Source organism: Brachybacterium atlanticum (genome assembly GCF_025669985.1).
GTDB lineage: Bacteria > Actinomycetota > Actinomycetes > Actinomycetales > Dermabacteraceae > Brachybacterium > Brachybacterium conglomeratum.
The window spans coordinates 1-24,122 of sequence record NZ_JAKJJW010000032.1 but is presented as its reverse complement, the minus strand read 5'-3'; the positions used below and the strand labels follow the sequence as shown (position 1 = coordinate 24,122).

Annotated in this window: 22 protein-coding genes; 13 read left to right on the top strand and 9 right to left on the bottom strand. The window is 72.9% G+C overall.

Features of this window, described 5'->3' with window-relative positions:
• Positions 1-132: 132 nt before the first annotated feature.
• The 5 genes from L3K22_RS13580 to L3K22_RS13560 are packed head-to-tail and all read right to left on the bottom strand — an operon-like array spanning position 133 to position 4,837.
• On the bottom strand, positions 133-1,140 hold the full coding sequence (locus L3K22_RS13580) for an AAA family ATPase (protein WP_263311853.1): 1,008 nt from the start codon (positions 1,138-1,140) through the stop codon (positions 133-135).
• Positions 1,137-1,640 carry a hypothetical protein gene (locus L3K22_RS13575; RefSeq protein ID WP_263311852.1) on the bottom strand — a complete coding sequence of 168 codons (504 nt, stop codon included), beginning with the start codon at positions 1,638-1,640 and terminating at the stop codon, positions 1,137-1,139. Before L3K22_RS13575 ends, L3K22_RS13580 begins: the two co-directional genes overlap by 4 nt.
• Positions 1,637-2,521 carry a DUF4129 domain-containing protein gene (locus L3K22_RS13570; RefSeq protein ID WP_263311851.1) on the bottom strand — a complete coding sequence of 295 codons (885 nt, stop codon included), beginning with the start codon at positions 2,519-2,521 and terminating at the stop codon, positions 1,637-1,639. Before L3K22_RS13570 ends, L3K22_RS13575 begins: the two co-directional genes overlap by 4 nt.
• On the bottom strand, positions 2,518-3,795 hold the full coding sequence (locus tag L3K22_RS13565) for a class I SAM-dependent methyltransferase (RefSeq protein ID WP_263311850.1): 1,278 nt from the start codon (positions 3,793-3,795) through the stop codon (positions 2,518-2,520). The genes L3K22_RS13570 and L3K22_RS13565 overlap by 4 nt, the downstream gene beginning before the upstream one ends.
• A 55-nt stretch (positions 3,796-3,850) precedes the next feature.
• The gene (locus L3K22_RS13560; protein WP_263311849.1) at positions 3,851-4,837 is read right to left on the bottom strand and encodes an NADP-dependent oxidoreductase; all 987 of its coding nucleotides are present in this window, start codon (positions 4,835-4,837) and stop codon (positions 3,851-3,853) included.
• A gap of 206 nt (positions 4,838-5,043) precedes the next feature.
• Between L3K22_RS13560 and L3K22_RS13555 the strand changes: the two genes are divergently transcribed.
• Positions 5,044-6,354: a molybdopterin molybdotransferase MoeA gene (locus L3K22_RS13555; RefSeq protein WP_263311848.1), complete on the top strand. Its 1,311-nt coding sequence runs from the start codon at positions 5,044-5,046 to the stop codon at positions 6,352-6,354.
• Positions 6,355-6,368: 14 nt separating this feature from the next.
• On the opposite strand, the gene L3K22_RS13550 is transcribed toward L3K22_RS13555, so the two are convergent.
• The gene (locus L3K22_RS13550) at positions 6,369-6,686 is read right to left on the bottom strand and encodes a hypothetical protein (RefSeq protein WP_263311847.1); all 318 of its coding nucleotides are present in this window, start codon (positions 6,684-6,686) and stop codon (positions 6,369-6,371) included.
• A 267-nt stretch (positions 6,687-6,953) separates the two neighbouring features.
• On the opposite strand from L3K22_RS13550, the gene L3K22_RS13545 reads away from it, so the two are divergent.
• The 5 genes from L3K22_RS13545 (at position 6,954) to L3K22_RS13525 (ending at position 14,214) form a co-directional block, all read left to right on the top strand.
• On the top strand, positions 6,954-7,946 hold the full coding sequence (locus tag L3K22_RS13545; protein WP_263311846.1) for an ABC transporter permease: 993 nt from the start codon (positions 6,954-6,956) through the stop codon (positions 7,944-7,946).
• 4 nt (positions 7,947-7,950) lie between these two features.
• On the top strand, positions 7,951-8,967 hold the full coding sequence (locus L3K22_RS13540) for an ABC transporter permease (protein WP_263311845.1): 1,017 nt from the start codon (positions 7,951-7,953) through the stop codon (positions 8,965-8,967).
• Between the two features lie 10 nt (positions 8,968-8,977).
• Positions 8,978-10,741 carry an ABC transporter ATP-binding protein gene (locus tag L3K22_RS13535; RefSeq protein ID WP_263311844.1) on the top strand — a complete coding sequence of 588 codons (1,764 nt, stop codon included), beginning with the start codon at positions 8,978-8,980 and terminating at the stop codon, positions 10,739-10,741.
• 359 nt (positions 10,742-11,100) lie between these two features.
• Positions 11,101-12,840, top strand: coding sequence for an ABC transporter family substrate-binding protein (locus tag L3K22_RS13530; protein ID WP_263311843.1), 1,740 nt, complete (start codon positions 11,101-11,103; stop codon positions 12,838-12,840).
• A gap of 198 nt (positions 12,841-13,038) precedes the next feature.
• Entirely contained in the window at positions 13,039-14,214 is a 1,176-nt protein-coding gene (locus L3K22_RS13525) for a ThiF family adenylyltransferase (protein WP_263311842.1), read from the top strand.
• 94 nt (positions 14,215-14,308) lie between these two features.
• Here the strand turns inward: L3K22_RS13525 and L3K22_RS13520 are convergent, their stop codons facing one another.
• Together L3K22_RS13520 and moaA are read right to left on the bottom strand one after the other, a co-directional pair.
• Complete coding sequence (locus L3K22_RS13520) at positions 14,309-14,704, bottom strand: MoaD/ThiS family protein (RefSeq protein ID WP_263311841.1); 396 nt, start codon at positions 14,702-14,704, stop codon at positions 14,309-14,311.
• A 10-nt stretch (positions 14,705-14,714) separates the two neighbouring features.
• A complete protein-coding gene (moaA, locus tag L3K22_RS13515) occupies positions 14,715-15,815 on the bottom strand; it encodes a GTP 3',8-cyclase MoaA (RefSeq protein WP_263311840.1) in 1,101 nt (366 codons plus the stop codon).
• Between the two features lie 251 nt (positions 15,816-16,066).
• Between moaA and L3K22_RS13510 the strand changes: the two genes are divergently transcribed.
• The 4 genes from L3K22_RS13510 to L3K22_RS13495 all read left to right on the top strand — a co-directional run bounded on the left by L3K22_RS13510 (position 16,067) and on the right by L3K22_RS13495 (position 20,125).
• On the top strand, positions 16,067-17,380 hold the full coding sequence (locus L3K22_RS13510; protein ID WP_263311839.1) for a molybdopterin molybdotransferase MoeA: 1,314 nt from the start codon (positions 16,067-16,069) through the stop codon (positions 17,378-17,380).
• On the top strand, positions 17,377-17,895 hold the full coding sequence (gene moaC / locus L3K22_RS13505) for a cyclic pyranopterin monophosphate synthase MoaC (RefSeq protein ID WP_263311838.1): 519 nt from the start codon (positions 17,377-17,379) through the stop codon (positions 17,893-17,895). Before L3K22_RS13510 ends, moaC begins: the two co-directional genes overlap by 4 nt.
• Positions 17,896-18,011: 116 nt before the next feature.
• Positions 18,012-19,217 carry a molybdenum cofactor biosynthesis protein MoaE gene (locus tag L3K22_RS13500; protein WP_263311837.1) on the top strand — a complete coding sequence of 402 codons (1,206 nt, stop codon included), beginning with the start codon at positions 18,012-18,014 and terminating at the stop codon, positions 19,215-19,217.
• A 53-nt stretch (positions 19,218-19,270) separates the two neighbouring features.
• Complete coding sequence (locus L3K22_RS13495; RefSeq protein WP_263311836.1) at positions 19,271-20,125, top strand: metallophosphoesterase family protein; 855 nt, start codon at positions 19,271-19,273, stop codon at positions 20,123-20,125.
• Positions 20,126-20,255: 130 nt separating this feature from the next.
• On the opposite strand, the gene L3K22_RS13490 is transcribed toward L3K22_RS13495, so the two are convergent.
• Positions 20,256-20,420, bottom strand: coding sequence for a hypothetical protein (locus tag L3K22_RS13490; protein ID WP_263311835.1), 165 nt, complete (start codon positions 20,418-20,420; stop codon positions 20,256-20,258).
• A 629-nt stretch (positions 20,421-21,049) separates the two neighbouring features.
• On the opposite strand from L3K22_RS13490, the gene groES reads away from it, so the two are divergent.
• The 3 genes from groES to L3K22_RS13475 all read left to right on the top strand — a co-directional run bounded on the left by groES (position 21,050) and on the right by L3K22_RS13475 (position 23,989).
• Entirely contained in the window at positions 21,050-21,346 is a 297-nt protein-coding gene (groES, locus tag L3K22_RS13485) for a co-chaperone GroES (protein WP_010551191.1), read from the top strand.
• A gap of 3 nt (positions 21,347-21,349) precedes the next feature.
• On the top strand, positions 21,350-22,939 hold the full coding sequence (groL, locus tag L3K22_RS13480) for a chaperonin GroEL (RefSeq protein WP_263311834.1): 1,590 nt from the start codon (positions 21,350-21,352) through the stop codon (positions 22,937-22,939).
• Between the two features lie 348 nt (positions 22,940-23,287).
• Entirely contained in the window at positions 23,288-23,989 is a 702-nt protein-coding gene (locus tag L3K22_RS13475; protein WP_263311833.1) for a hypothetical protein, read from the top strand.
• Positions 23,990-24,122: the final 133 nt, after the last annotated feature.

The following is a 24,122-nucleotide window of genomic DNA, read 5'->3' as shown; positions in this document are numbered from 1 at the left end:
TTCTCTGAGCATCCGCCGTACCGGAGGTCGTCCTCGCCGTCCCGGCCCTCGGTGCTCCCGAGTCTCCTGTCGCTCCTTCGGTCCCCGGTGCCCCCGAGGCCCTTTCCGCTGCGCCGTCTCCCGCGGCCGGTCTCATGACGGGGACCGGGCCGGCTGCGGGGAGGCGACCGGCACCGGCACCTGCTCGAGGACCGCGTCGACGACGCCGGCGCCGGTCGCGTTCTGCAGCCACAGCTCGGGCCGGACGGTCACGCGATGGTCCAGCGCCGGATGCGCGAGCTCCTTGACGTCCTCCGGCACCACGTAGCCGCGGCCGCGGATCACCGCGAGGGCGCGGGCGCAGGTGATCAGGGCGAGGGTCCCGCGCGGCGAGGCGCCGACCAGGGCGTTCTGGTGACGCCTGGTCGCGGCGACGAGGTCCACGGCGTAGCGGCCCACGGCGTCCTCGACGTGCACCTCCTCGACCGCCGCCTGCAGGGCGAGCAGCTGCTCCGCGTCGAGCACCTGCGCGACGGTCTGCTCCTCGCGCCGGCGGTCGATCCGTCGGGAGACCACCTCCCATTCCTGCTCGGCGCTCGGATAGCCGAAGGACAGCCGCAGCAGGAAGCGGTCCAGCTGCGCCTCGGGCAGCGGATAGGTGCCCTCGTGCTCGATGGGGTTGGCGGTGGCGAGCACATGGAAGGGGACGGGCAGCGGCCGGGTGGTGCCCTCGACGGAGACCTGTCGCTCCTGCATCGCCTCGAGCAGCGCCGACTGGGTCTTCGGCGGGGTGCGGTTGATCTCGTCGGCCAGCAGAAGGCCGGTGAACACGGGGCCGGGGCGGAACACGAACTCGCCGGTGCGCTGATCGAACACCTCGGCGCCGGTGAGATCGGCGGGCAGCAGGTCGGGGGTGAACTGGGCGCGGGCGAAGGGCAGGCCGAGCGCCTGGGCGAAGGAGCGGGCGGAGAGGGTCTTGCCCAGCCCGGGCAGATCCTCGAGGAGGACGTGGCCGCCGGCGAGGAGTCCCGTGAGCACCAGCTCGAGGGACTGCCGCTTGCCGACGACGGCCGTCTCGACGGTGTCGAGCACCCGCCGTGCGGCGTCGGTCGCGGCGGTGGTGCTGAGCGGGGTGGTGCTGAGGGCGGGGGTGGTGGTCATCGTGGCCTCTCCTCGCGCGGGGCGAGCTCGTCGAGATAGCGGTGCAGGGCTCTGCGGTCGATCGGCGGGAAGGGCTGCTGGGAGCCCTCCGCGGCGCGGGCGGCGCGGAGGAGCTCGGAGAGCTCCGGGCCGAGCGGCGGAGCGTCCGGGTCGCGAGCCCGTTCGTCGGCGATGTCGGCCAGGACCAGAGCGAGGCCGCGGCCGGTCATGCGGCGGTGCGGCTGCGCGCCGTGGATCAGGTCCTCCAGTCGACGCACCCGCACGTCCTGGGCATGGGGGAGGGCGTAGTCGGCGTCGAGATCGAGGCGCGGGGCACGCGAGGGCTCGGCCCGGTCGGCGCCGACGTGGAGGAACCACCACGCGGCCCCTGCGAGGAGGCCCAGCGCGATCGGCAGCGGCAGCGGGAGCACCAGGCCCATCAGCGCGAGGGCGAGGGTGAGCAGGACCGCGGCCGCCGTGGCCACGACGGTCCGCCACATCAGGCCCAGGAGGCTGCTCATGCGCCTGCGCTCCCGTCATCGTCGCGAATGCGCGCACCGCCGGCGGACCCGAGGTCGCGGGCGCGCTCGCCGGTCGGGGGCCTGTCGTCGCGGGGACGGGCGCCGACCATGGGCCCGACATCGCGGCCGTGCCCACCGTCGGCGGCGCCGTTGTCGCAGGCGCGGGCGTCGGACATGCGCGCCGCCGCCGTGGCCTCGAGCGCCGCCGTGAGGCGGTCCAGGCTCGTCATCGCGACGGCGCGGTCCTCCTCCGTGAGCGGCTCCGGATCGAACAGCGCCCGACGGTAGAGGGCGGCGAGGTCGTCGAGGGCGGCGCGGTCCAGGTCGAGCGCGGCCAGCACCTCCACGACGAACTCGAAGGTGGTGCGGGAGGGGTGCCGGGTGACTCCCGCCGCGGCGAGGGAGCGCTCCAGCGCCGTCCACGCCGCGATCACCGCGTCCTGCGCGTCGACCAGGCGGGCGAGCGGGTCCCGGGCCTCGGCGAGCGCGGTCCGGGCCTGCGCGGCGGTGAGCTCGTCCTCGGAGGCGGCGGTCGCCGGGGCCGGGGCGGGTCGGGCCAGCGCCCTCATCCGCACCGCGAGCCACACCGCGAGGACCGCGAGCGCCAGGCCGAGGAGGGTGAGCAGGACGAGCAGCGGGGCGGCGCCGAGCTCGGCCCGGGGCGGCCGGCCCGGGGCTTCCGGGGTGCTCCAGCCGGGGTCCGACCAGCCCTCGGCGGTCGGCGCAGGGGACGGCTCCTCCCGCTCCCTCGATTCGCCCGAGCTCGTGATCGGAGCACGCTCGGCGCCGGCGCCGAGGGCGACCACGCCGAGTCCTCCCAGCGCGGCGAGGAGCAGCAGCAGGGCGATGACGCGACGCTGCGTCCCCCGGGCGGTGCTCACGGCCGATCGGGCTCCTCGCCGGGCGGTGCGGCGTGCGGCGAGGCGACCACGACGGACTGCTCCCCGTCGATGCGGGTGAGGATCAGCGTGGCGCGCTCCTCGCCGAAGCGGCGGGGCCGCAGCTTGCGACGCAGCTCGTCGGGCTCGACCGCAGTGCCGCGCTTCTTGATCTCGAGCACCCCGAGCCGGTGCTCGCGCAGGTAGGAGGTGAGGCGCTTGAGGCCGAAGGGCATCACGTCGCGCACCGCGTAGCCCTTCGCGAAGGGGGTGGTGACGCGGCGCTCGGAGGTCAGGTACGCGATCGTCGGATCGAGGGTGCGGCCGCCGATCCGGGCGGCGAGCTCTCCGATCAGCCCGGCGCGGATCACGGCGCCGTCGGGCTCGTAGAGGTGGTCGGCGAGCGAGCCGACGGCGGGGTCGCCGGCGGAGTCCGCGCCGCGGTCCAGGCGGTGCGCGCCGTCGCGGCCGATCAGCACCGCGGAGGAGGTGACGCCCTCCCGGGCGAGCGGCCCGCACCAGGCGGTCGCCTCGAGCACCTGACCGTGGAAGGACAGCCACTGCACCTCGACGTCCTCCGGCAGGGCGTCGCGGTCGATGCCGGGGCCGAGCTTCGCGCCGAGCGGACCGGCGGCGCCGTCGCGGCCGAGGCGTCGGGCGAGGTCGAGCACGGCCGAGAGCGGCGGCTCGTACTCCTCGGGGTCGTGGAGGCGGCGGGAGCCGCCGCGGGCGGGGGCGCGCCGGGCGGGGTCCAGCCAGATCCCCTCGGTGTCGCGGGGGTCGTGGCCCTCCGCGCGGCCCAGGCGCGCGCTCGCGTTCGGGAAGGAACGCAGGTTCACGGTGGCGACGGCGACGGTGACCGGATCGCGGTCCACCCCCTGGACGTCCAGGCCCAGCGCGGCCATCGCCATCGAGTCCCCGCCGATGCCGCAGCCGAGATCTGCGACGGAGGAGACGCGGGCGCGCTGGAAGCGCTCGGCGTGCAGTGCGGCGACCGGCAGGCGCGTGGCCTGCTCGAGGCCGTGCGGGGTGAACAGCATGGTGCTCGCGAACTCCCCGAACTTCTCCGTCGCGCGGGCGCGCAGACGGGACTGGGTGAGCACCGCGGAGACGAGCTCGGGGGAGTGGCCTGCCTCGCGCAGACGGGTCGAGACCCGCAGCGCCTCCTTCTCCTCGTAGGGCGGAAGGGCATTCAGCAGCGCCCACCCGGAGGGCTGCAGCACGGGCTCGATCCCGCGCATCGCGGCAGCGGCGTCATCGGAGGTGGGGGCGACCATCGTGCCAGCGTACCGCCCATGCCGCGGCGGCGACCGTTGCGGCACGGGCCGTCGCTCAGGCGCGCACGTCCAGGACCAGCTTGCCGCGGGTGTGGCCCTCCTCGAGCCGGCGGTGCGCCTCGGCGATCTGCGCCAGTGGCAGCACCTCGGAGACCTCCAGCGGGTAGCGGCCCGAGCGGATGCCCTGCGCGAGGCGATCCAGCCGGTCCCGTCCCGGCACGATCGACGGCACCCGCGCCTCGATACCGCGCTCGAGGGCGGGGGAGAGGTCGGCGAGGCTGGGCAGGGCGACGATGCGGCCGCCGTCGGCGAGCTGGTCCAGGCTCGGCAGGAAGGTCGAGTGGTAGTGGGTGTCCAGCACGACGTCGACGCCGCGCCCGTCGGTGAGGCGCTGGACCTCCTCGCCCCAGTCGCTCGTGTCGTAGGGGATCGGGGTCGCGCCCAGCTCCCGGATCCGCTCGGCGTTCGCGGCGCGGCCGGTGGCGAGCACCTGGGAGGCCCCGGCCTCGAGCGCCATCGGGATCAGCAGCTGGCCCACGCCGCCGGTGCCGCCGTGGATCAGCACCGTCTCGTGCTCGGCGATCCGGGCGGTGTCCTGCACGACGGCGATCGCGGTGAGGCCGACGAGCGCGAGCCCGGCCCAGCGGGGCAGGTCCTCCTCGGCGGTCTCGCCGGGGATCGGGGCGAGGTCGTCGGCCGAGATCGCGATGACCTCGGCGGCGACGCCGCGGGAGTCGCTCGGGCCGCGCATGCCGAACACGCGTGTGCCGACGGTGAGGCCGCGCGAGCCGAGCTCCGCCTCGTCCAGGCCCGAGCCCGCGCCGATCACGGTGCCGGCCATCTCACGGCCGGTCCCCGCGGGCAGCGTGAGGTCCTTCGCCCGGCCCGAGGAGCCGTCGCGGATCTTGTAGTCCAGCGGGTTCAGCCCCACGAAGCCGACCTGGACGAGGACCTCCTCGGGTCCCGGCTCGGGCACCGGGGCGTCGTGGTGGAGGGTCAGGACCTCGGGGCCCCCGAAGCTGTCGAATCGGATCTCGCGCATGCCCACCATGATGCACCTGCCGCGCCGCTCGTGGCCATGGCTTTGGACGGGGTCGGCGACGAAGCGGGCCGGCAGCCGCGATCAGCCCGCCGGGAGCCGGCGACGGTCCCGTCCGCCGCGGCCGGGCATGGGGGATCATGGAGCCTCGCCCGCGGCGACATCGGCCCGCCGCGACCTGCGCCTCGACCCGCCGCTGAAGGAGGACCATGAGCGTCGAGAGACTCTCGCCCTGGCAGTGGCGCGAGGAGATCCTCACCGCGGTCACGCCGCCGCGCTCCGTCGACACCGTCCCGCTCGAGCAGGCCTTCGACCGGGTGCTCGCCGCCGCGGTGCGCAGCCCGGCGCAGGTCCCGGCGCTGCCGATCGCGGCGATGGACGGCTTCGCCGTACGGAGGGCGGATCTCACCGCGCCCGGCACCACCGTGCTCCCGGTCGCGGCCGAGCTTCCGGCTCGCCCCGGCGAGGTCCCCGACCTGCCCTCGGGCAGCGCCGCCCGGATCATGACCGGCGCCCCCGTGCCCCGCGGCGCCGACGCCGTCGTCGAGGTGGAGGCGACCGACTCCGACCCCTTCGGTCCCGCTCCTGCCGTCGTCGCCCTCGACCTCGAGAGCCTTCCTGTCCCCGGCCGGCACGTGCGCGGGGCGGGGGAGGAGATCCCGCTGGACGCGCCGCTGGCCCAGGCCGGGGACCGCGTCGGCGCGGGGCTCGTCGGACTCGCCCGGACGCTCGGGATCGACGCCCTTGAGGTGCTCCGCCCGCTGCGCGTCGCCGTGGTGGTCACGGGCGACGAGCTCACCGCGGACAGCTCCTCCGACCGACTCGGCGCGGACCCCCTGCCGGGTGCGGTGCGCGAGTCCAACGGGACGATGCTCGCCGCCGCCCTCGCCGCCGCCGGCGCGCACGCGCTCCCGCCCCGGCACAGCGGCGACGACCCGGCTGACCTGCGGGAGACGCTCGACGTCGCGGCCCGGGAGGCCGACCTCGTGCTCACCACCGGCGGGATCGGCCACGGCGCCTACGACGTGGTGAAGCTGCTGCTCGGCGAGCGAGGAGCGGGGACCTCCCGCTTCGCGCACCTCGCCCTGCGCCCCGGTGGTCCCCAGGGCCACGGCACGCTGCCCGGCGGCGTCCCCGTCGTGCACCTGCCGGGCACGCCCGTCGGCGCGCTGGTGGGCTACCACCTGTTCGTGCGCCCGCTGCTGGACCGTGACGGCGCCGCGCCCCGACGGATGCTCCTGTGCGGGGAGGGGGACGGGCCCCGGCGCGGTCCCGCCGGCACCGTGCACGCCCTGCCCGGACGGCGGGAGATCGCGGCCGACGGCCGTGAGGTCGTGCGCCTCGTGCCGGGTCGGCGGCTCGCCCCCTACGGGCGGGCGGACGCGATGGTGCTCCTGGAGTCAGAGGGGCCCGCCGGCGGGGCGGACGACGGCGGGGCGGGGCCCGACGGCGGCGCGGCGCCGAGGAGCGGCGAGTCCGCCGGCGCGCCGGAGCGGAGCGTGCTCGTCCTGCCGCTGTGACGCTCCTGCGTCCCTCAGCGACGCGAGGTGCCGGACTCCTCCAGCTGGCTGCGTCGAGCGTCCTGGGACCGCCGCGCCTGCTCGCGCCGGGCATGCCGGCGTCGGACGATGTCGCGGGTCCAGGAGGCCGTCATCGAGATCGCCGCCCCGAGGGCGAGACCGAGGGACAGGGCGGCGAGCCAGGGGCTGTAGAGGAGCCCGGCGCCGAGGGCCAGGGCGAGGGCGCCGAGCCCGATGGGCCACGCGCCGACTCCCCGATGTCCGATAAGATCGCTCAGCGCGATCGCGGCGACGATGCCGAGCGCGAGCACGAGCAGGTGCAGAAAGGTCACGATTCGAGCATAGCTTCGCCGCACCCCCGTACCCGTGGGTCAGTTTCGTCAAGCCGCGTCCATCGCAGGCGTTATGGTGTGCCGTGCCCGCCGAGAGACCTGGGCCACAGCCGGGTCCCGGTCGTGCATGGCCGCCGGGTCGCCTCGACGTGACCGAGCGCAGCGCCGCCTCGGTGGGACGGGGCGCGCCCACGGCGAGCCGACGACGAGACGGATGACGCAGGGAAGGGACCCGACGGATGAGCAACAGCGTGTCGAGGGGGAAGCGTGATTAGATTCGTCTCCCTCAGGGTGCTGACCTACGTGATCCTGGCGTTCGTCGCCACGAGCTTCGCCTATCTCCTGTCCGCCTCGCTCATGCATCCCGAAGAGGTGCTGTACCCGCCGATCGCGACGGAGCCGGTTCCGGCGGCGACCGCCCAGCACTACCTCGACGTGCGCAACGTCGATCCCGACACCCCGCTGTTCGAGCGGTACGCCAACTGGCTCGGCGGCCTGGTGCGCGGCGACCTCGGCGTGACCACCGGCACGAACAAGTCGATGGTGCCGGTGATCGACGAGCTGGCCACCCGGATCCCGATCAGCCTGCGCCTGGTCGTCATCGGCACCGCGATCGGCACCGTGCTCGGCATCGTGCTGGGCATGCTCGCCGCGGTGCGCCGCGGCTCGATCGGCGACCGCCTCTCGACGCTGCTCGCCTTCTTCATCCTCTCCCTGCCCACGCCGGTGATCATCCTGATCGTCCAGCAGGTCAACCAGGGGATCATGGACCTCTCCGGCTGGGGGCTCCCGGCCATCAACCCGATCAACCCGCTGCTCGAGCCGGGCTCCTGGGAGTCCATCAAGTACCAGGCCAAGGCTCTGGTCATGCCCACGATCGTGCTGGCCGTCACCGCCGCCGCCTCCTACTCGCGGTACATGAAGGTGACGACCCTGGACGTGCTGGGCAGCGACTACCTCCGCACCGCTCGGGCCAAGGGCCTCACCCGCGGACGGGCGATGAACCGACACGGCCTGCGGATGGCGCTGATCCCCATGGGCCAGTACTTCGCCTTCGCCGTCGGCGGCGCGTTCTCCGGCTCGCTGTTCGTCGAGCTGATGTTCAACTGGCAGGGCATCGGCCGCTTCGCGATCTCCGCGATCCAGATGGCCGACGTCAACGGCACCGCCGGCGTGGTCCTGTACACGGCGATCCTGACCCTGCTCTCCGCCACCTTCGCAGACATCCTGCAGGGTGCGCTCGATCCGAGGATCCGGTGACACGATGACGAACCCCAACGACATCCGCGGCATCGACGACGCGTCCGCGCTGCGCCGGACCACCGACCCCGAGGCGAACCCGGTCATCGGCTCGGCGGTCGACGACCCCGACCTGCGCGACGCCGAGGTCGACGAGAAGGCCGGACCGGCGATCGAGTCGCTCAGCCGCGGCGAGCTGCTGCGGCGACGGTTCCTGCGGAACCCGAGCGCGTGGATCGGCATGATCATCTTCGCCGTGCTCGTGCTGATGGCGGTCATCGGCCCGATGGTCTACCAGTACGGGCCCTTCGAGCGGGACCTGCGCAACGCCCTGAGCGGCCCGAGCCCCTACCACTGGTTCGGCGTGAACGAGAACGGGCTGGACATCTTCGCCCGGACCATGCAGGGCCTGCGCATCTCCCTCGTGATCGGCATCGGCACGGCGGTCCTGACGACCTCCCTCGCACTCCTCGTCGGCATCGTCGCCGGGTATGTGAGCCACAAGGGGAGGTGGGGCGCGTTCGTCGACGGCGCTCTGGTGAACCTCATCAACCTGTTCCTGGTGATCCCCTCGATCCTGCTGCTGATGCTGTTCAGCCCTGCGCTGCAGCAGGCGAGCTGGCTGTGGATGATCCCGCTGCTGGCGGGCTTCGCCTGGATGCTCACCTCCCGTGTGCTGCGCGCGATGACCCAGCAGCTGGTGCGCACCGAGTACGTCGAGGCGGCCCGGTTCATGGGCGTGAACCCGATCGTCACCATGACGCGGCACATCATCCCGAACATTGCCAGCTGGATCATCATCGACACCACGCTGGGTGTGAGCGCCGCGATCCTCGGCGAGACCGGTCTGTCGTTCATCGGATTCGGCATCCAGTACCCGCAGGTGTCCCTCGGCACCGTCCTCCAGGACTACAACATCTCCGCGCCCTACACCTGGATCCCGCCCGCGGTGGTGCTGGCCGCCCTGGTCATCTCCGTCAACCTGATGGGCGAAGCGCTGCGCGACGCCCTCGACCCGACCAGCGGCTCCAGCCGGATCTGAGGAAGAAAGAATGTCCGAACCGATCCTTTCCGTGCGGGACCTGAGCGTCTCCTTCCCCTCCGAGTACGGGACCGTCCACGCCGTCCAGGACCTCAGCTACGAGGTGCACAAGGGCGAGGCCCTCGCCATCGTCGGCGAGTCCGGCTCCGGCAAGTCCGTCAGCTCCCTGGCCGTGATGGGCCTGCTGCCGCGCACGGCCACCATCAGCGGCGAGGTCGAGATGCTCGGCCACAGGATGTTCGAGCTGAACGACAAGCAGCTCTCGCGCCTGCGCGGCGACACGATCTCGATGGTCTTCCAGGACCCGCTCTCCGCGCTCACCCCGGTGTACCGGGTGGGGGACCAGATCTCCGAGGTGGTGCGGATCCATCATCCCGAGATCTCCAAGACCCGGGCCCGTCAGCGGGCCGAGGAGCTGCTGGACGCGGTGGGCATCCCCGAGCCCGGCCGTCGTGCGAGCCAGTATCCCCACGAGTTCTCCGGCGGCATGCGCCAGCGCGCGATGATCGCGATGGCGATCGCGAACGAGCCCGAGCTGATCATCGCCGACGAGCCCACCACCGCCCTGGACGTGACGATCCAGGCGCAGGTGATGGACCTGCTGAAGTCCGCGCAGGAGCTCATCGGTGCCGCGACGGTGCTGATCACCCATGACATGGGCGTGGTCGCGGGCTTCGCCGACCGGGTGCTGGTCATGAAGGAGTCACGGATGGTCGAGCTCGGCACCGTCGACGAGATCTTCTACAGCCCCCGCGAGAAGTACACGCAGGACCTGCTGGCCGCCGTCCCGCGGGTCGACGCCGGCGAGGCGGGCGCCTCCCGAAGCGTCGCCGGCTCCGCGATGGAGAGGATCGCCGACCTCGGCGAGGACCGGCCGCCGCGCGAGGAGCTGCCGACGGTGCTCGAGGTCGAGGACCTGGCGAAGGTCTTCCCGATCACCAAGGGCGCGATCGTGCGGCGGAAGATCGGCGAGCAGCGCGCCGTGGACGGCATCTCCTTCGACATCCGCGAGGGGGAGTGCCTGGCGCTGGTCGGCGAGTCCGGCAGCGGGAAGACCACCACGCTGATGGAGATCATGCAGCTGCGCACCCCGCAGGAGGGGGTGATCCGCATCGGCGGGAAGGAGACCGGTTCCCTGACCCGCAAGGAGCGGGCGACGCTGCGCTCCGACATCACGGTGGTCTTCCAGGACCCGATGGCCTCCCTCGACCCCAGGATGCCGATCGCGGACATCATCAAGGAGCCGATGCGCGTCCAGGGGTACAGCAAGGAGCGCATGGACGAGCGGGTGGACTGGCTGCTGAAGATGGTGGGCCTGCTGCCCGAGCATGCTGCGCGCTTCCCCACCGAGTTCTCCGGCGGCCAGCGCCAGCGCGTCGGCGTGGCCCGCGCGCTGGCCTGCGATCCGAAGCTGATCATCCTCGATGAGCCCACCTCGGCACTGGACGTGACCGTCCAGGCCGGCGTGCTCGCGATGCTGGCCGACCTCCGGGCACGGCTCGGGGTGAGCTTCCTGTTCGTCTCCCACGACCTCTCCGTGGTCCGCCACATCTCCGACCGCATCGCCGTGATGCAGAAGGGGAGGATCGTCGAGCTCGGCGACACCGAGGAGGTCTTCACGAAGCCCCAGCACCCCTACAGCCGGGAGCTGCTCTCCGCGGTGCCGATCCCGGACCCCGAGGTGGCTCGCTCGCGTCGGCGCGAGGCCATCGACCGCGCAGCGTTCGAGGGCACCCTCGGCGGTGTCCTGCCGGGCTCGAAGGATTCCCAGTGACCCTCCGCTGACCGGGGAGGACGCCCGAAGCGACGGGCGGTGCGAGAGGAGCGGACGCCCGAAGCGACGGGCGGTGCGAGAGGAGCGGACGCCCGAAGCGACGGGCGGTGCGAGAGGAGCGCCGCCCGTCGTCGGTGTGCCTGGGAGGGGGCTCTTCCCAGGAGGCCGCGGACAGATGATCGGCATGTTGCGAACGGGTAACAAGGGGGTTCCCGGTCCGCGACGGGAACTCGCCGGTGACAGACTGCTCACACCGGCGGCGAGGGCGCGACCACGGTGGTCAACGCCGACCGCACCTGCCGGGACAGTGCATCCAGCGGACTCGATGATCTCGGGGACCGTGAGTGAAGGAGATTCATATGCGTGTGACGCGGCGTTCCATCCTGGGGGCGACGGCTCTGACCGTCTCGATGACCGCGCTGGCGGCGTGCAGCCAGGACCCGGGGACCGGCGGCAGCGGCGGCGCCTCCGACGGCGGCGGCGAGGGCGAGCAGATCGCCTCCGACCAGAACGACATCAACCCCAAGGAGCGCGAGGAGATCGGCGAGGGCGGCGTGCTCCGCCTGGCCAACAACGCCTTCCCGGCGAACTGGAACACGTTCCACTCCGATGGCAACGAGCGCAACACCATCGACATGATGGACACGATGTACCCGGTCCTGTACCAGTACAGCGCCGCGGGCGAGGTGACGCCCAATCCGCACTACGCCAAGCGCATCGAGCTCGCCTCCGAGGACCCTCAGGTCATGGAGATCGAGCTCAACGAGGGCATGACCTGGTCCGACGGCACCCCGATCGACTTCAAGTCGATCGAGAACGTCTTCAAGGTCAGGGACGGCTCCCAGGAGGAGTACGCGATCGCGTCCTCCGAGGGCTACAACAAGGTCGAGAAGATCGAGCAGGGTGACAGCGATCTGATCGCGGTCGTCACCTTCAAGGAGAAGTACGCCGACTGGATCGGCCTCGCCGCCGTCATGCCGGACTCGCTCGCCGAGTCCGCCGAGGCGTTCAACACCGGCTGGCAGGCCGAGCCCCTCGTGACCGCCGGGCCGTTCAAGGTCGGCAAGATCGACGCGGCCAACAAGACCGTCCTCGTCGAGCCCGACGAGAACTGGTGGGGTGACAAACCGTTCCTCGAGCAGGTCCTCTTCACCACCATCGAGGACCCGGCCGCGACCGCGACCAGCTTCCAGAACGGGCAGCTTGACGTCATCGAGACCACCGTCCCGGCGACGTACTCGGTGGTCGAGCCTCTGATCGGCAACGGTGCGGTGCTGCGCCAGGCCGCGGGCCCGAACTGGACCCACATCACCCTCAACGGCGCCGAGGGCCGGCCGCTGGCCGACCAGGCCGTGCGGCAGGCGATGTTCCGTGCGATCAACCGCGAGGACGTCTTCCTCTCGGTCAATTCGACCATGCCCTACCCGGAGAACACCGAGCCGCTGAACAACCACCTCCTGATGACCAACCAGGAGGGGTACCAGGAGAACTCCGGCGATCTCGGCAGCTACGATCCCGAGGCCGCGAAGAAGCTGCTCGAGGACGCGGGCTACACCCTGGAGGGCGAGGGCGAGAGCCTCGTCGCCTCCAAGGACGGCACGCCGATCGAGATCACCTACGTCTACAACGACGGCTCCAAGACCAACGAGGCCGTCGTCCCGGTGGTCCAGGAGCAGCTCAAGGCCGTGGGCATCACCATGAAGGTGCAGAAGGTGCCGCCGACGGACCTCTTCTCGAAGTACGTCATCCCCGGCGAGTTCGACCTCGCCCTCTTCGGCTGGGTCGGCAACCCCTTCCTCTCCTCCGGCGACTCCATCTGGAAGTCCGAGGGCGAGCAGAACTTCGGCAAGATCGGCGATCCGGACACGGACGAGCTGATCGACCAGGCCGCCGTCGAGACCGATCATGCCGCGCGCCTCGAGCTGATCAACCAGATCGACGCAAACCTGTGGGAGCTCGCCGGGACGATCCCGCTGTGGCAGTCCTACGACTTCTTCGTCCAGAACGAGGACCTCGCGAACTACGGCGCGTGGGGCTTCCAGAGCAAGGACTGGACCAAGATCGGCTACGTGACGGGCTCCGCCAAGCTCGAGGGCTGAGCGGAGGCACCCTGAGGACGGGGCCCCGGGCGGAGACGCCCCGGGGCCCCGTCACCGTTCGCGGGCCGGGCCTGACCGGCGCGGGCCGGGCCTCGCGGGCCGAGCCTGGAGCGCGGGCGCGCGGTCCCGCGGCGGCGCGCCCGGCGTCCGCGGGACCGAGGTCGCCCCTCGCCGCGGGAGGTGGGGGAGACTGGACGCATGAGCCCCGTCGACCCGCCCGTCCTCGTCCCGCCCCGGATCCGCGACCGTGCCGTGCCGACGGACCGGCCCGCGGCGCAGCGGCACGATCTCAGCCGGTACCTGCGCCAGATGCGGCTGCTGCAGCTGGGCGAGACCGGTCAGCGTCGCCTCGCCGGGGCCCGAGTCGCGGTGATCGGGGCGGGCGGGCTCGGCGCCCCGGCACTGACCTATCTCGCGGCCGCGGGGGTCGGCGAGATCACCCTGTTCGACCCCGACACCGTCGACGCGTCGAACCTGCACCGGCAGGTGCTGTTCACCGAGGCGGATCTCGGCCGGTCGAAGGCCGTCGTCGCCGCCGAGCGCCTGCACGCGCAGTCGCCGCAGGTCTCGGTGCGAGCCGTGGTCGAGACCCTCACCCCCGCGAACGCCCTCGAGCTGATCTCGGGCCACGACCTCGTCCTGGACGGGACCGACAACTTCCCCACCCGCTATCTCACCTCCGACGCCTGCGAGATCCTCGACCTGCCGCTGGTGTGGGGATCGATCCTCGCCTTCTCCGGACAGGTCAGCGTGTTCTGGGGCGCGGGCGGGCGGGGCGTCACCTATCGCGACGTCCACCCCGTCCCGCCGCGGCCCGGCGAGGTGCCCAGCTGCGCGGAGGCCGGGGTGCTGGGGATGCTCTGCGGCGTGATCGGCTCGACCATGGCGATGGAGGCCGTGAAGGTGCTCGCCGGGATGGGCGACGTGCTCTTCGGGCGCCTCGCCCTGTACGACGCGCTGCGCGCCCGGTGGGACGAGCTGCCGCTGGCCCGGGACCCGAAGCGCCTGCCGGTCACGGAGATCGAGGACGTGATGCTCACCTGCGGGCTGCCGGGGCCGACGGGCCCAGCTCGCGACGAGGTCACCGCGGAGGAGCTGCCGGCCCTGCTCGCGGCCGGGGCGCGGGTGATCGACATCCGCGAGGAGCGGGAGCTGGCCGAGGGCGGCATGATCGCCGGCGCCGAGCACCTCCCGATGGGCGAGCTGCTGCACGGTGCCGGTCACGAGGTCGCGGGCGCGGTGCTGTACTGCGCGGCGGGAACGCGGTCGGCGAGCACGCAGAGGGCGCTCGCCGAGCAGGGGATCCGGGTGCGCTCGCTCGCGGGTGGCTTCGACGGGCTGGAGGGGAGCGGGGTCGAGATCCAGCGGCTCTGACACGGCCCGGCGGGGCGCGGAACCTGCCGCCGGGCAGGGCCCGGGCCCAGCTGCCGGGGAGCGCCCGGGCTCGATCGTCGGTCTGAGTGCGGGCTCAGCCGCCGGCGAAGGGCGGCAGCACGTCCACGCGCGAGCCGGGGGCGAGCACGCGGCCATGCTCGGTGCAGGCCACGCCGTCGACCAGGAGACTCGAGCGGCCGATCACCCGGGCCGCCTCCGAGGAGGCCCCCGCGGTGAGGGCTTCGACGAGCTCGCCGACCGTGCCGGCGCGCACAGTCGCCTCATCGGCCCCGAACTCGGCGGCGGCGCCCGCGAACAGGCGCACAGCAATCTCGGGTGCCGCGGTATCGGGCACAGCGGCGGTGGGTGTCGTGGTGCCGGGCGCGGCGGAGTCGCGCCCTGCAGCCTTCGGCGTGGCTGAGTCGGGCGCTGCGGTGCCCGGGCCGACGGAGTCGCCGGGGCGGGCGCTCGCGGTGCGGGTGTCGGTCATGGGGTCCTCCTCATCCGCCGATCGCGCTCATCGGGCGCTCCGGCTGCACGAAATCGGTCCGGTCCATGCCGTGGCCGGCCTTCTTGCCCCACTGGGCGGCGCGCCAGATGTCGGCGATCGCCTCGTCGTCCGCTCCCGAGCGCAGGGCGGTGCGCAGGTCGGTCTCCTCGCGGGAGAACAGGCAGGTGCGCACGCGGCCCTCGGCGGTCAGGCGGGTGCGGCGGCAGTCGGCGCAGAAGGGGCGCGTCACCGACGCGATGATCCCCACCCGGCCCCGGTGCCGGCCGGTGGCGCGGTCGGCGACCTCGTACAGCTCGGCGGGCGCACCGTCGCGCGGCTCGGCGACCGGGGCGAGCGCATAGCGGGGAGCGAGCATCTCGTGCACGTCCCCGGCGGTGATCATCGTCGAGCGCTCCCAGCGGTGGTCCGCGTCCAGCGGCATCTGCTCGATCACCCGCAGCTGCAGGTCCCGCTCGAGACACCAGTCCAGCAGGTCGGGCAGCTCGTGGTCGTTGATCCCGGGCATCAGCACGGCGTTGACCTTGATCGGGTCCAGGCCGGCCGCGCGCGCTCCGTCGATCCCGGCGAGCACACGGTGCAGCAGGGGCCTGCGGGTGAGGCGCTCGAAGGTCTCCGAGACCACCGAGTCGAGCGAGACGTTGATCCGGTCGAGCCCCGCTTCCCGCAGCCGCTCCGCCCGATGGTCCAGGCCGATCGCGTTGGTGGTCAGGGAGATGTCGGGGCGGCGCTCGAGGGAGGCGACCCCCAAGATCATCTCCTCGAGATCGGGCCGGGTCAGCGGCTCCCCACCGGTGAAGCGCACCTGCTCGATGCCGAGCCGCTCCACCCCGATGCGCACCAGGCGCACGATCTCCTCGACCGAGAGCAGCTGGTCCTTCTTGAGGAACGCCATCCCCGACTCGGGCATGCAGTAGGTGCAGCGCAGGTTGCAGAAGTCCGTCAGCGACAGACGCAGATCCGTGGCCTCGCGTCCGAAGCGGTCCGCGAGCGCCGGGGTGTCCGGTCGGTCGGTGGTGTCCGGGAGCGCGCCAGCCGCCTCGTCGGTACGGCGCGGCACCGGGATGCCGAGGGAGACCCGTCGGGACGACATACGCGCACCTCCTGCTCAGCGGCCCGGCAGCTCCGGGGGTCCCTCCAGGATAGGACGTCTCGGCGCGGCGGGGGTGGGACCTCGGGGTGGTACCGGGCACGGTCTCGACACGGACCGGGCGCCGACTGGACACGGACCGGGCGCTGGGGAGGGCTCCTCGCGCACGCGCCCGTCGATCAGCGGCGGTCGCGAGCGCCATACTGGAGGGGACGAGGACAGGCCGATGAGACACAGGAGAGGGGGCCCGAGCGATGACCGGTGCGCAGCGCAGCCCGCTTGCCGACCACGTGGCCGACGCCGTCGCACTGCTCGCCGCCGTGCGGGCGACAGAGCCGGTCGCGCTGGACGGCAGGGCCGTCGGCCGCGTCGCCGTCGCGCCGCTGCGCTCGCACGTGGACGTGCCCGGGGTAGACAACTCGCAGATGGATGGCTTCGCGGTCGCGTCGGCCGATCTCGCGGGCCCCGGTGCCGCGGTGACGCTCCCGCTCGGTCCGACGATCGCCGCCGGCGATGCGCCGGGCCGTCTCGAGCCCGGGCAGGCGCGCCCGATCATGACCGGCGCGCCGCTCCCGGACGGCGCGGACCTCGTGGTCCCGGTCGAGGAGAGCGCCCAGGGCCGCTTCGACTCCGACGGCGCGGGGGCCGAGCGAGGCGGCGCGGGTGGCGAGGGAGCGCACGCCGCGCACGGCACGGACCCGGCGACCGTGACGCTCACGCCGGCCGATGCCGTACCGGGCCGCTTCGTGCGCCGCCGCGGCTCCGACACCCACCGCGGGGACACCGTGCTGCGCGAGGGGCAGATGCTCACCCCCGCGCGGATCGCGCACCTCGCCGCCTGCGGCCTGAGCGAGGTCGAGGTGGGGGTGCCGGTGCGGGTCGTGGTGCTCTCGACCGGTTCCGAGGTGCGCGGCCCCTCGGGCGAGGAGCCCGCTCCCGGCACCCTCCATGACGCGAACGGCCCCGGGCTCGCCGCAGCGCTCACCGAGGCGGGCGCAGAGGTGGTCCACCGCGGCGCCGTGCCCGACGACGCGACGCTGCTGCTGGAGCGACTGCGCGACGAGGTCCTCGCGCACGACGCCGACCTGATCGTCACCAGCGGCGGCGTGAGCATGGGCGCCTTCGAGGTGGTGCGCCACGCCGCCGAGCTGCCCGGGACGACCCTCGCCTTCCCGACCCTCGCGATGCAGCCCGGAGGGCCCCAGGGCATCGGCACCCTCGAGGTGGACGGGCGGCGTGTGCCCTGGCTCGCCTTCCCCGGCAACCCCGTCTCCGCGCTGCTGAGCTGCGAGCTGATCGCCCGCCCCGCCCTCGGCGCGCCGCCGCGCCGGCGGCTGCGCCTGCCCGTCCGCCTCGAGGCCGAGGAGTCCTCGCCCGAGCACCTGGAGCAGTACCGTCGAGCGAGGGTCCTGCCCTCGGGCGCAGTGAGGCTGGTCGGCGGCGCGTCCTCGCACCTGATCGGCGGCTACGCGGCGGCCGATGCGCTCGCGATCGTCCCCGTCGGCACGGCCGTCGTGCGCGACGGCGACCTGCTCGAGACCCTGCTGATCCCTGGAGGAGACTCATGACCACCGCCCCCGACCCCGTCGGTCGGTCGACCGACGCGGGCGAGCTCTCGCACGTGCGGGCCGACGGCACCGCCCACATGGTCGACGTGACCGCCAAGCAGGTCACCTCCCGCGAGGCGACCGCCCGCGCCGTCCTCGTCACCCGCGAGGACGTGGTGGCCCGGATCGCGAGCGGCGACCTGCCCAAGGGCGAGGCGCTCGCCACAGCGCGCCTGGCCGGGATCATGGGCGCCAAGCGCACCGCCGAGCTGATCCCTCTGTGCCACCCGCTGCCGCTGACCGGCATCGAGGTGGACCTCGACCCGCGCGGCGACCGCGTCGAGATCACCGCGAAGGTGCGCACCAAGGGCGTCACCGGTGTGGAGATGGAGGCGCTGACCGCGGCGAGCACCGCGGCGCTGACCCTGTACGACATGATCAAGGCCGTGGACCACCTCGCCGTGATCGAGGAGATCCGGGTGCTCGCGAAGTCCGGCGGCAAGAGCGGGGACTGGCGCCGCGAGGAACCGCGATGACCGCGTGCGACAGGCGAGGACCGCGTATGACGAGTGATGGGCGTGCATGACGAGCGATGGGCGTGCATGACGAGCGATGACTGCGCGCCACGAGCGATGACGCAGGAGGAGGAACGATGAGGCAGATGCCCGCCCAGCGCACCGATGAGGACTGCACGGTGCGCGAGGACCCGGAGGCGCCGCCGTTCCTGCACGGCAGCGCCCGGATCATCATCGCCTCGACGCGCGCGGCCGACGGCACCTACGAGGACCGCACCGGCCCGCGGCTCGAGCGATGGCTGGGCGGGCGGGGCCTGGCCCCCGTCGAGAAGCAGGTCGTGGCCGACGGCCCCGAGGTGGGCCGCGCGCTCGCCGAGGCGATCGCCGACGGCGTCGACGTGGTCATCACCTCCGGCGGCACCGGCATCAGCCCCACGGACGTCACCCCCGAGCAGACCGCGCCGCTGATCGAGCGGGAGATGCCCGGGATCCTCGAGGCCGTGCGCCGCCGGGGCGAGTCGGCGAAGGCCACCGCCCTGCTCAGCCGCGGCGTCGCCGGGATGGCGGGACGGAGCTTCGTGGTGAACCTGCCGGGCTCCCGAGGCGGGGTGAAGGACGGCATCGCCGTGATCGACCCGCTGCTGGACCACCTGCTCGAGCAGCGCGACGGCGGGGACCACGGGCCGGAGGGCGGGGCGGGGGCCGATGGGTCCGGCGACTCGGCCCGCGTCGCCGTGACCACGGCGGTGATGAGCGGGACCGACCCGATCGCGGAGGCGACGGACCCGGGGACCCCGTCGGACCAGGCCGATCCGACTCGCGGGACGAGCACCTTCCCCGCGGGCGGCGTCGACGAGCGCGGCGACGCCGCGGCGCGGGGGCTGCGGATCGCGGGCGACCCCGCGATGGGGGAGGCTCCGCAGCGGGTGCGGCATGCTGCGGTCGGCACCGAGGAGTTCACCGTGGCCGCCATGGCGACGGCCGTGGCTGACCCGCGCTGCGGCGCCGTGGTCACCTTCGACGGCGTGGTGCGCGACCACGACGGCGGGCGCGGCGTGGACCGGCTCGAGTACACGTCCCATCCCTCCGCCCCCGCCGTGATCGCCGAGGTCGCCGCCGAGATCGCGGAGCGCTACCCGGACGTCCTCGTCGCGGTCGCCCATCGCGTCGGACCCCTCGCCATCGGGGACTCCGCCCTCGTGTGCGCGATCGCGGCCCCGCACCGCAAGCAGGCCTTCGTCGCCTGCGACGAGCTCGTGGACACCGTCAAGCAGCGCGTCCCGATCTGGAAGCACCAGGTCTTCGACGACGGCGCGAGCGAATGGGTGGGGGCGCTGGGCTGAACCCGGTCGACTCCGTCACCTGCGCGTCACCTGCGGTCGCTACCGTTCCCGGCATGCGCATCCTGCACCTGACCGACACGCATCTCTACGGCGATCCGTTCGCCCGCCACTACGACCGTATCGACACCGCCGCCGCCCTGCGCGGACTCCTCGCCCGCCTGGAGGGCCTCAAGGGCATCGACGCCGTGGTCCACACCGGCGACGCCTCCGAGGACGGCACCGCCGAGAGCTATCGCCTGCTCCACGAGATCCTCGACCCCTTCGCCGCCGCTCTCGACGCGCCGCTGGCGATCGTCATGGGCAACCACGACGTCTCCGCCGTCTACGGCGAGGCGGTCGCCCCGGGCGAGCGGACCGCGCCGAGCCAGGACCGGGTCGTGCCGCTCGCCGGAGGGGCCCGCGTGGTCGTGCTCGACTCGAGCGTCCCCGGCGCCGGCTACGGGCACCTCGATCCCGAGCAGCTGGACTGGCTGCGCGGAGTCCTCGCCGAGCCCGCGCCCGGCGGGACCGTGCTCGCGATCCACCACCCGCCGCTCGTCGCGGCGACCCCGCTGCTGCGCGGCCTCGACCTCGACGGGCTCGACGAGCTCGCCGCCGTGCTCGACGGCTCCGACGTGCGGATCGTGCTCTCGGGCCACTACCACCACGAGATGACCGGCGAGATCGCCGGGATCCCGGTGCACGTCGCCCCCGGGATCACCAACGTGGTCGACCCCGCCGGGGCGGGCGCGGACGAGCAGTCGCTCGCCCTGTCGGGCGTGAGTCTGGTGGAACTGGGGGAGGGGGCGCCGCGCGTGGTCAGCTCGGTGTTGCCGAACGCCGGCGACACCCTCGCCGATGCGGAGCGCCCGGTCTACCGCTTCACCCCCGAGCAGGTCGCTCAGATCCTCGAGGCCGCCGGGCGGTGAGCGGCGGGACCTCGCCCGGCCGCTCCGGGGCCGGACACGGAGCGTCCTGGCGGCCGCGCCTTGCACGACGCCCCTGCAGGCACTGCCTGCAGGGGCGTCGTCGGCGGCGCTGGGGGCGCGCCTGAGGAGATCAGTAGCCGAAGCCGTAGGGGCGGATGCCCTGGGAGCCGTGACGGGCGACGGAGGCGGTGGCATCGTCGCGATGGTCGCGGTGCGTGCCCGTCTCGACGATCTCCTGCGCGAGCTGGTCGTCGCGGCGACGGAGGGCGGAGCGGAGGGTGCGGATGAAGGCCATGGAGGATCTCCTCGGGTTCGGAGGGGTGTGAGCGTTGCGGACGGGCCCTGGATCGCAGGTGCGCCGTCGGTCTCGACATCCCCAGTCCTATCGCGCGCGGGGCGTGGCGTCACGCCTTCGGGGACGACAAGTTATCGGGTTCACAAGAAGGGTGTGACCTGGGCATCCCACGAGCCTTTCGGGGTCCGGGGGGCGGGCGAAGCAGGGGTTGTGGCCTGCGGGCTCGGAGCCTCGACGCCGACCCCGAGGGGGCGGCGCAGCCCAAGGGAGAAGGGGCGGAACGGGAGGGGCGGCAATCGGGTCGTCGCGAACTCGATCGCCGCGCTCTCCGGAGTCGCGGAGCGGGCGGAGTCGGGTGTACGGCGTGCACGCGCGTGGCTTTCTCCGGGTTCGTTGCCTGCGGCGACGCGTGCAGCGCGACGCATTGACCACATCCAGCCCAGATCTAGCACTCGCCTTGCGTGAGTGCCAGCCGTCGTCCTAGAGTGAGCGCCGTTGGCAGTCGATGGCCGAGAGTGCCAGAAGCTGCGACGAGGGACCCGTCCCGGTCGGCACCGCGACGACGATCGGACCCGGGCCCCGACCCCGAACTCACACAGAGTCCATCTCTTCATGAAGGAGTGAGCCGCATGTCGGTCTCCATCAAGCCCCTCGAGGACCGCGTCGTCGTCAAGCCGCTCGAGGCGGAGCAGACCACCGCCTCCGGCCTGGTCATCCCGGACACCGCGAAGGAGAAGCCCCAGGAGGGCGAGGTCGTCGCCGTCGGCGCCGGTCGCTTCGACGACAAGGGCGAGCGCGTCCCCATGGACGTCAAGGTCGGCGACAAGGTCGTCTTCTCCAAGTACGGCGGCACCGAGCTCAAGTACGGCAACGAGGAGTTCCTGGTCCTCGGCGCGCGCGACATCCTCGCGATCATCGAGGCCTGAGCCATGGCCAAGGAGATCCTGTACAACGAGGACGCGCGCCGCGCGCTCGAGCGGGGCGTGGACAAGCTCGCCAACACCGTCAAGGTGACGCTCGGGCCCAAGGGCCGCAACGTCGTCCTCGACAAGAAGTGGGGCGCCCCCACCATCACGAACGACGGCGTGACCATCGCCCGTGAGATCGAGCTCGAGGATCCCTACGAGAACCTCGGCGCTCAGCTCACCAAGGAGGTCGCGACCAAGACCAACGACGTGGCCGGCGATGGCACCACCACCGCCACCGTCCTCGCCCAGGCCATCGTGCACGAGGGTCTGCGCAACGTCGCCTCCGGCGCGGCGCCCGCCGCCCTCAAGCGCGGCATCGAGAAGGCCGTCGAGGCCCTCTCCGAGAAGCTCGGGGAGATCTCGACCCCGGTCGACGGCAAGGCCCAGATCGCGTCGGTCGCCTCGGTCTCCAGCCAGGACCGCGAGATCGGCGACCTGCTCGCCGAGGCCTTCGACAAGGTCGGCAAGGACGGCGTCATCACGGTGGAGGAGTCCTCCACCACCGCGATGGAGCTCGACTTCACCGAGGGAATGCAGTTCGACAAGGGCTTCATCTCCCCGCACTTCGTCACCGATGCGGACCGCCAGGAGGTCGTCCTCGAGGACGCGCAGGTGCTGCTGCACCAGGGCAAGATCTCGGCCGTGGCCGACATCCTCCCGCTGCTCGAGAAGGTGGTGGAGAGCGGCAAGCCGCTGTTCATCATCGCCGAGGACGTCGACGGCGAGGCCCTGTCCACGCTGGTCGTCAACAAGATCCGCGGCGCCTTCAAGGGCGCGGCCGTCAAGGCTCCCGCCTTCGGCGACCGCCGCAAGGCCATGCTCCAGGACATCGCCGTGCTCACCGGCGCCCAGGTCGTCACGTCCGACCTCGGCCTGGACCTCAAGACCGTCGACACCGACGTGCTCGGCCACGCCGGCCGCGTCGTCGTCACCAAGGACTCCACCACCATCGTGGGCGGGGCCGGCGACGATCAGGCCGTGGCCGATCGCGTCGCGCAGATCCGTGCCGAGATCGAGAACACCGACTCCGACTGGGATCGCGAGAAGCTCCAGGAGCGCCTCGCGAAGCTGGCCGGCGGCGTGTCCGTGATCAAGGTCGGGGCTCACACCGAGGTGGAGCTCAAGGAGAAGAAGATGCGCATCGAGGACGCGGTCTCCGCGACCCGCGCCGCCATCGAGGAGGGGATCGTCGCCGGCGGTGGCTCCGCCATCGTGCAGGCGTCCTCCGTGCTGGTCGACGACCTCGGCCTGACCGGTGACGAGGCCGTGGGCGTGCGCGCCGTGGCCCGTGCGGTCGTCGAGCCGCTGCGCTGGATCTCCGAGAACGCGGGCCTCGAGGGCTACGTCGTCGTGGAGAAGGTCAAGGAGGCTCAGGTCGGCACCGGCCTGAACGCCGCGACCGGCGAGTACGTCGACCTGGTCTCCGCCGGCATCATCGACCCGGTCAAGGTCACCCGCTCCGCCCTGCGGAACGCGGCCTCGATCGCAGGCCTGGTGCTGACCACCGAGACCCTGGTCATCGAGAAGAAGGACGAGGACGAGGAGGACTGATCCTCCGAGTCGACGATCGGCGTCCGTCGATCGCGTCCGACCCGACGGGGCGGGCGGTGCGGCGAGACCCGCGCCGCCCGCCCCGTCGTCTTGCGCGCCGGGCCGCGACCTTCGACCGGCCCGCGCCCCCGGAGACCGACCTGCCCGTGACCGGCGGGAGGAGCGCGAGGAGGACCCGGCCGCACGGCCTCCTCATGACGTGCCCGTCGACCCTGGTCCCACCAGGGTCGGCGGGCACGTCCGTTCCTCGGGTCGATGCGCTCGCCGGTCCTGTGCGAGTCCTAAGATGAGCGGACCCGCCCGGGATGCGCCGGGACCGTCCTGGGAACGAGAGTCGGAGGAGCAGTGGTGACGAGCACGCCGGACACGCTGCCCGCGGCCGCCGGAGGGGACCTCCCCACGCGGACCTACGGGCCGCCCGCCGCCGTGGTGATCGGGGCGCTGATCATCGGCCTAGTGTTCGCGGTCGTGCTCGAGTTCCTCGTGATCATCAGCTTCGTCGGGCAGCGGCTCTGGCGGCATCCGGAGCTCATGCACGATCCCCTGTTCACCCTCCCGCTGGTGCTGTGGGTGCTGGTCGCGGTCGTCTCTGGCGTGATGACCCTGCGGGTGGTGACCCTGTGGCTGCAGCTGGACGAGGACGGCTTCGAGCTGCGCAGCCTCTTCCGGCCCACGCGCAGGGCCCGCTGGACCGAGGTCGGCTCCGTGATCGCGGTGCGGGACATCGCCCGCGACTCCGGTTCCGCGGAGGCGCTCGACCCGCCGGAGACCGCCTACGACGGCGTCTACGTGCTGGACCACCAGGGCCGACGGCTTCTCGCCGTCTCGAGCCGCTTCTTCGGCGAGAGGGCACAGCGGATGGCGCTGCAGCGGGCCCGCGAGGCGGGGATCCGCATCGAGCACATCGATGCGATCACCCCCGCCGAGCTGCGACGCGAGGCCCCGCAGGCTCTGACCTTCGTGGACCGCCACCCCACGCTGCTGCTGTTCGCGCTGCTGGCGTTCTACATCGGGCACAACGTGCTGACCTTCGCCGTGTGGGGGCTGTGACGCCGCAGGGCCCTTCGTCGACCGGGCGGTCGGCGGCCGGCCCGCCGAAGGAGGACCCATCGGGCGCGGCGCCGACGGGCGAGGCGCCGGCGGGCGCAGGGCCAGCGGGCGGGACGCGGACGGGCGGATCGGA